This window comes from Arthrobacter sp. Y3223164 (assembly GCF_059091005.1).
Genome location: NZ_JBNHGF010000131.1, coordinates 1 through 6,879, shown reverse-complemented (window position 1 = coordinate 6,879; position 6,879 = coordinate 1). Strand labels below are relative to the sequence as shown.

Here is a 6,879-nt window from a genome sequence, read left to right as displayed (position 1 = left end):
CCGCGCCCCCGCGGCCCGCCGCTCGCGCCCGTCGCAAGCGGTGCCGAGTGCCCGCCTGCTATCCGCCGGTGGGGGCGGAGGGGGGAACGAATCCGTCCTGTCCGGGTTCGTTCTCGTGCTCCGGGTCCTCACTCTGGCGGTATTCGCCGTCCGGGCTCAGGCCCGGTACCCGCTGCCCCGCATTGAGCAGGCTGGACGTGAAGTGCTCGCCGTCGAACGTGGCGGCAGAGTCGTTCTCCGGTTCGGGGGCGCCGATGTCGTCGCGCAGATGCTCGTCGTCGGGCAGTTTGTCCTCATCGCGTGGCTGGCTCATGGGTCGGTCAGCTTTCGTGCCGGAAACCGAGCTTGATGGTCACCTGCCAGTCGGCGACCCTGCCTTCGTTAAGGTGGCCGCGAACGGACTTCACTTCGAACCAGTCGAGGTTGCGCAGTGTCTTGGAGGCCTCGTTGATGGCGTTGGAGACCGCGGCATCGATCCCGTCGGGCGACGTACCCACAATCTCCGTGACGTTGTAGACGTGGTTGGCCATGCTTTCCTCCTCGAGAACGTCCCGGGCCGGGCGCCGCGGGAGAGATGGCTGCAACGCTAGCCTCCGATGTCCCCGCGGTCTAGGGCACGGCGGCCCGGAGCACGCCGCCCTCGCCTCCAGGCGGACGCCATGCCCGGCGGTCAGCCGAGCTTGGACGGCCTGACGCCCTCGTCTTCCACGGAATCCACGGGCTCAGTGTGGCGCCAGCGGGCCACCGCACTCATGCCATGGAAAATCAGCAGTGCCGCTGCCGAACCCAGCGCGATGCCTTCAAACTGCAGCTCCCCTATGGCCCACTTGAAATTGGCGATGCCGATCACCAGGGCCACCCCTGCCACGGAGAGGTTGATGGGGTTGGCGAAGTTCACTCGGTTCTGGACCCAGATCCGCACCCCCAGGATGCCGATCATGCCGTAGAGCACGACGCCGGCGCCGCCCAGGACGCCGACCGGAACGGTGGCGATGGCGGCACCGAACTTCGGGAGCAAGCTCAACAGGATGGCGACAATGCCGGCCACCCAGTATGCGGCGGTGGAGTAGACCTTGGAGGCCGCCATCACGCCGATGTTCTCGGCGTAGGTGGTGGTGCCGGAGCCGCCGCCGCTGCCGGCCAGCACGGTGGCCAGGCCGTCTGCCATCAACGCGCGGCCGGTGACGGGGTCAAGATCCTGCCCGGTCATCGCGGACACGGACTTCACATGGCCGATGTTTTCTGCCACCAGGACCAACACGACGGGGAGGAACAGCCCGATCAGGGAGATGTGGAATTCCGGCGCGTGGAATTCGGGCAAACCGATCCAGGCAGCGTCATTGATCTTGGAGAAATCCACCTCCCCCCGCAGGATGGCCACCACGTAGCCGACCAGCACGCCTAGCAGGATGGACAACCGGCCCAGCAGCCCGCGGAACAACACCGTGACGAGCAGGATCGCGACGACGGTGACCAGCGCCGTCACGGGCCCCTTCTCGAAGTTCTGCTTGGCGGCCGGCGCCAGGTTGAGCCCGATCAGGGCAACAATGGCGCCGGTGACCACCGGCGGCATCACCACGTTGATCCAGCGCGTGCCGGCCTTGTGCACCAGCGCGCCGACCAGGAAGAGCAAGGCGCCGGCCATGATGAGGCCGCCGAGCGCTCCGCCCATTCCGTGCTGGTTCATGGCGGCGCCGATCGGGGCGATGAAAGCGAAGCTGGAGCCCAGGTAACTGGGGACCCTGCCTGCCGTGATGATCAAAAACAGAATGGTGCCCACGCCGGAGAACAGCAGCGTGGTCGACGGCGGGAACCCGGTCAGCAGCGGGACCAAAAAGGTGGCGCCGAACATGGCGACCACGTGCTGGGCCCCGACACCCATGGTGCGCGGCCAGGTGAGCCGCTCCTGGGGTCCGACTACCGTGCCTGGTGAAATGTTCTTGCCGTCGCCATGCAGGGCCCAACGGAACGGGGAAGATTTTGCAGGCGTGCTCATGGTGGGCCTCTTCGGGGGAGTCAGCGGGAAAATGTCCGGGGGACATCCTACCGCCGGAACGGCGTGCCGACTCGCCCGACCGGTCGCGGAGGCCGGGCGGGAACGGCCCGGCCTCCGTTGTCAGGCGTTGATCAGGCGATGACGGCGTCCACGATTGCCTTGGCCTCTGCCTGCACCTGCAGCAGATGATCCTGGCCGCGGAAGGATTCGGCGTAGATCTTGTAGACGTCTTCCGTGCCGGAGGGCCGGGCCGCGAACCACGCGTTGTCGGTCGTGACCTTCAGCCCGCCGATCGGGGCGCCGTTGCCGGGCGCTTCGGTCAGCTTGGCGGTAATCGCCTCGCCGGCCAGTTCGGTGGCGGCCACGTCGGCGGCGGAGAGTTTAGCCAGCGCGGCTTTCTGCTCCCGGGTAGCCGCCGCGTCGATGCGTGCGTAGGACGGCGCCCCGAACTTCTCGGTCAGCCCCGCATAGAGTTCCGACGGCGAGTTTCCGGTCACCGCCACGATTTCGGAGGCCAGCAGCGCCAGCAGGATGCCGTCCTTGTCCGTGGACCACGGCTTGCCGTCGAACCGCACGAAGGAGGCGCCGGCCGACTCCTCGCCGCCGAAGACCCCTTCGCCGGAGAGCAGCCCGGGCACGAACCATTTGAAGCCCACGGGAACCTCCACCAGCTGCCGGCCCAAGTTGGCCGCTACCCGGTCGATCATCGAGGAGGACACCAGCGTCTTGCCCACGGACGCGCCGGCCGGCCAGTCCGGCCGGTGCCTGTAGAGATAGTCGATGGCCACGGCAAGGTAGTGGTTCGGGTTCATCAGCCCGGCATCAGGGGTCACGATTCCATGCCGGTCCGCGTCGGCGTCGTTGCCGGTGGCGATGTCGAAGTCGGCGCCGCCGCCGCGAACGGCGTTGATCAGCGAGGCCATCGCCGACGGCGACGAGCAGTCCATCCGGATCTTCTCGTCCCAGTCCAGGGTCATGAACGCCCATTGCGGGTCCACCGCCGGATTGACCACGGTCAGGTCCAGCCGGTGCCGCTCGGCGATGGCGGCCCAGTAGTCCACCGAGGCCCCGCCCATCGGGTCGGCACCGATCCGCACGCCGGCGGAACGGATGGCGTCCAGGTCCAGCACCTTCGGCAGGTCGTCCACGTACGCGGCCAGGAAATCGTACGTACCGATGGACCCGGAGAACCGGGCCTGTCCCAGCGTGATCCGCTTGACGCCGCGCAGGCCCGCCTCCAGCAGTTCGTTGGCGCGGGCGGCAATCCACCCGGTGGCATCCGAGTCGGCCGGGCCGCCGTGCGGCGGGTTGTACTTGAAGCCACCGTCGCCGGGCGGGTTGTGCGAGGGGGTGATCACGATGCCGTCGGCCCGGGCATCCGGATGGGCCGCGTTATGTGTGAGGATTGCGTGGCTGACCGCCGGCGTCGGGGTCCACCCGGTCCGGGAATCGACCAGCACTGCCACACCGTTTCCGGCCAGCACCTCGAGGGCGGTGTCCTGGGCCGGATCCGAGAGGGAATGCGTGTCTTTGCCGACGAACAGCGGTCCGGCGATGCCCTGCCCGGCGCGGTACTCCACGATCGCCTGCGTGATGGCGGCGATGTGGTCCTCATTGAAGGATGCCTTCAGGCTGGAGCCGCGGTGCCCGGAGGTGCCGAAAACCACGCGCTGGGACGGGTCGGCCGGATCCGGCTTGACGTTGAAGTACGCGTCGCGGAGCGCGGTCAGGTCAACAAGGTCGCTGGGAAGGGCCACTGTGCCCGCACGGTTTGCCATCCCTCCAGCATGCCAAAAAACTACCGATCCGTGGCGATCGGGTGGCGGATCCGACCCGATGGCTCCCGATCTTCCCGCGCGCCTAGACTGGTAGGCAGCACCGAAGCTGCGCAGCAGCGAATCAATTTCAGGGGGAATCAACAGTATGTCCGGCACGGAGAACAGGCCGCCCTTCAACGACCCGAAGCATCCGGGGTGGTACACCGATCCCAATGCGGGCCAGGCCTTGCCGCAGCCGCCGTCGCTGCCCGAAGCGGGGAATCCGTACTCCTACCAGCCCGGCCCCGGCGCGCAGCCGTATACCGGGCAGCAGCCGTACGGCGGACCGGACTACAACCAGCCGATGTACTACACGCCGCAGGCCGAGCCGAAGGGGCTGAGCATCGCGGCGCTGGTGCTGGGCATCGTCTCCGTGGTCACGTTCGGCTTCATGCTGGTCCCGCAGGTCCTGGCCATCGTGTTCGGCCACATCGCGCTGGGGAAGGAACCGGCCGGCCGCAGCATGGCGCTGGCCGGCCTGATCATGGGCTACGCGGTCACCGGCATCTGGTGCCTGCTGATCTTCATCGGCGTCCTCGCCGGGGCGTAGGTCCGGCCGGCGCCTCGTTACGTCGCTGGTCGGCTTCACCCGTTTCCCCCGTCGACTATTCAGCTCCTGCCCTGCTGAGTGCTCAGAAGGGGCCGGAGCTGAAAAGTGGATGAGGAAAAGGCCCCTCACGACGGCGATGCCCGGGCGGGAGTGAATCTCCGCCCGGGCATCGCCGTCGTCGTTAAGGTTCCGTCCTAGCGGATGCCGCCCATCAGTTTCTTCAGGGACGGCACGGCCGCGGCCAGACCGACGCCGAGGATGATCGCCGTCACCCCGATGAAGCCGAAGTACGGGGCTTCGTTGGCCGGGTCGTAGTAGCCGGCCAGGATGCCCGCCAGCGTGGTGCCCAGCGAGATGGAGAGCAGGAACAGCGCCACCATCTGGGTCTGGAAGGCCTTCGGCGCCAGCTTAGTGGACACCGAGGAGCCGGTCGGGGAGAGGAACAGTTCCGCCATGGTGAACAGGAACAGGATGCCGACCATGGCCAGCAGCGGGGTGGAGTTTGCGCCGCCGCCGGTGAGCGGGATGAACGCCAGGAACGCCAGGCCCATCACGACCAGGCCCAGGGCGAACTTCAGCGGCGAGCTGGGCTGCTTGGGGCCGAGCTTGGTCCACAGGGCAGCGAAGATGCCGGCGAAGATGATGATGAACACCGGGTTGATGGACTGCACCCAGCTGGCCGGCATTTCCCAGCCGCCCAGCGTGCGGTCCAGTTGCTTGTCCGCGTACAGGGCCACCACGGTGAACTGCTGCTGGAACAGCGCCCAGAACGCGGCGGAGGCGATGAACAGCGGGATGAAGGCATAGACGCGCTTGCGCTCCACGGCGTCGACCTGCTTGCTGGAGAGGATCACCACGAAGTAGACCACGGCGGCGATGATCGCCAGCCAGGCCATGATCGGGGCCAGGTTCGAGGCGGTCACCAAGCCGAAGGCCACCAGCAGCACCATGACGACGACGGCGGCCACGGCCGCGGCGGCGACCTTGCCGTAGTTGCCCCGCGGCAGCGGGTTGGCCACATGGTGCGCGGCCTCGGGCAGATTCTTGCGGGTCAGGGCGTACTGAGTCAGGCCGATGGCCATGCCCAGCGCCGCCAGGCCGAAGCCGTAGTGGAAACCGAGCTGCACCTGGGCCAAGCCGGTGAGCAGCGGGCCGAAGAGGCCGCCGATGTTCACGCCCATGTAGAAGATGGAGAAGCCGGCGTCGCGGCGGTCGTCCTTCAGGCTGTAGAGCGAGCCGACCAGCGAGCTGGCGGTGGCCTTGAGGCCGCCGGAGCCGATGGCCACCAGGATCAGGCCGATGGCCAGCCCCACGCCGCCGGGGATCAGGGCCAGCGCGATGTGGCCCAGCATGACCATGATGCCGGTGTAGAAGAGGACCTTCTCGGACCCGAGGATGCGGTCGGCCACCCATGCGCCGAGGATCGAGGAGAGGTACACGCCGCCGCCGTAGGCGCCCACCAAACCGGTGGCAATTCCCTCGTCGATCCCCAGGCCGCCCTCGGCGACCGAGTAGTACATGTAGTAGAGCAGGATGCCCTGCATGCCGTAGAAGGAGAAACGCTCCCAGAGTTCTACGGAGAAAAGATTCGCCAGCATCCGTGGATGCCCGAAGAAGGTTTTGCCGGTTTGGGTGGACTGTTTTGTTGTTTCCGGCTGCGGATTCCCGGACTGCACGGTATTGCTCACGGTGTTCTATTCTGACAGTCCCCTACATGAAATGTCATATTCTGCGCCCGTGGCCGGGCGGCGTGTTAATGCAAATCCGCAGGTCAGGCCGGGGTTGCAGGATTCATCGCACGCCCTCCAGCTGCGCGGCGGCGGCCAGCAGCATGGCCTCCGATCCGGGCTTGCCGATCAGCTGGACGCCCATGGACAGGCCCTCCTCGGTGGTGCTGACGGGAACGGCGATCGCGGGCAGCCCGCACACGTTGACCAACGAGGTGTACGGCGAATACTGGCACTGGCGCATGTAGTCCACGTCTGCGCTGTTGGAGGTGTACCAGCCAACCGGCCGGGGGGTCTGGGCCAGCGCGGGCGTCAGAACCAGGTCGTACCGGCCGAACTGTGCCCGGGTGTCGTCCTGGAAACGCGCCAGCGTGGCCAAGGCGTCCGGCAGCGCCTCCGGCCCGCGCTTCAGGGCGCGGCGGCGGAAGGAACGGGTGAGCGGCATGAGCTGCGGTTCGTGGCCGGCCTCCAGCTCCAGCCGGGCCAGGCCGGAGGTCCAGACCGTGGCAAACGCCTCCGGGTAGCGGTTGTCGTAGCGGATCTCCGCTTCGTCGAGCGCGTGGCCCATCCCCAGCAGCAGCTCCACCGCGGTATCCAACGCCTCGCGCGCCTCCGGCTCCAGCGACAGCGGGTAGGCGGACTCGAACGGAGAGTCGGTGCTGATGCCGATCCGAAAGCGCCCTTCGGCGCGAAGCGCGGCGGCCAGGAATCCGGGTTCCCCCGGGAAGGCCGCGCGGGCCAGCTGCTCGTCCGCCATGGCGTCCATCAGCAGCCCGGCATCGGCCGCCG

General features: G+C 67.6%; 7 protein-coding genes. 1 reads left to right on the top strand and 6 read right to left on the bottom strand.

Translation table 11 applies throughout. The annotated features are described in order from the left end of the window. Positions 1–58 precede the first annotated feature (58 nt). The 4 genes from AC5RUJ_RS08600 to pgm form a co-directional block, all read right to left on the bottom strand. Positions 59–313, bottom strand: a complete 255-nt coding sequence (locus AC5RUJ_RS08600; protein ID WP_494092637.1) for a hypothetical protein — start codon at positions 311–313, stop codon at positions 59–61. A gap of 7 nt (positions 314–320) precedes the next feature. Next, complete coding sequence (locus AC5RUJ_RS08595; protein ID WP_494001908.1) at positions 321–530, bottom strand: dodecin; 210 nt, start codon at positions 528–530, stop codon at positions 321–323. Between the two features lie 140 nt (positions 531–670). Beyond that, the gene (locus AC5RUJ_RS08590; RefSeq protein WP_494128271.1) at positions 671–1,996 is read right to left on the bottom strand and encodes a uracil-xanthine permease family protein; all 1,326 of its coding nucleotides are present in this window, start codon (positions 1,994–1,996) and stop codon (positions 671–673) included. A 131-nt stretch (positions 1,997–2,127) separates the two neighbouring features. Next, positions 2,128–3,774 carry a phosphoglucomutase (alpha-D-glucose-1,6-bisphosphate-dependent) gene (pgm, locus tag AC5RUJ_RS08585; RefSeq protein WP_494128272.1) on the bottom strand — a complete coding sequence of 549 codons (1,647 nt, stop codon included), beginning with the start codon at positions 3,772–3,774 and terminating at the stop codon, positions 2,128–2,130. 145 nt (positions 3,775–3,919) lie between these two features. Here pgm and AC5RUJ_RS08580 point away from each other — a divergent pair, with 145 nt between their 5' ends. Next, on the top strand, positions 3,920–4,363 hold the full coding sequence (locus AC5RUJ_RS08580; protein ID WP_494128273.1) for a DUF4190 domain-containing protein: 444 nt from the start codon (positions 3,920–3,922) through the stop codon (positions 4,361–4,363). Between the two features lie 194 nt (positions 4,364–4,557). Here AC5RUJ_RS08580 and AC5RUJ_RS08575 read toward each other — a convergent pair whose 3' ends face one another. Beyond that, a complete protein-coding gene (locus AC5RUJ_RS08575; RefSeq protein ID WP_494013387.1) occupies positions 4,558–6,051 on the bottom strand; it encodes a peptide MFS transporter in 1,494 nt (497 codons plus the stop codon). Positions 6,052–6,154: 103 nt separating this feature from the next. Beyond that, on the bottom strand, positions 6,155–6,879 hold a 725-nt coding region (locus AC5RUJ_RS08570; protein WP_494155762.1), incomplete at its 5' end, for an amidase family protein.

Bases quoted from the DNA above. Each gene is read 5' to 3' on its own strand.
- AC5RUJ_RS08600 (WP_494092637.1), bottom strand. From the start codon at position 313: ATGAGCCAGCCACGCGATGAGGACAAACTGCCCGACGACGAGCATCTG.
- AC5RUJ_RS08595 (WP_494001908.1), bottom strand. From the start codon at position 530: ATGGCCAACCACGTCTACAACGTCACGGAGATTGTGGGTACGTCGCCC.
- AC5RUJ_RS08590 (WP_494128271.1), bottom strand. From the start codon at position 1,996: ATGAGCACGCCTGCAAAATCTTCCCCGTTCCGTTGGGCCCTGCATGGC.
- pgm (WP_494128272.1), bottom strand. From the start codon at position 3,774: ATGGCAAACCGTGCGGGCACAGTGGCCCTTCCCAGCGACCTTGTTGAC.
- AC5RUJ_RS08580 (WP_494128273.1), top strand. From the start codon at position 3,920: ATGTCCGGCACGGAGAACAGGCCGCCCTTCAACGACCCGAAGCATCCG.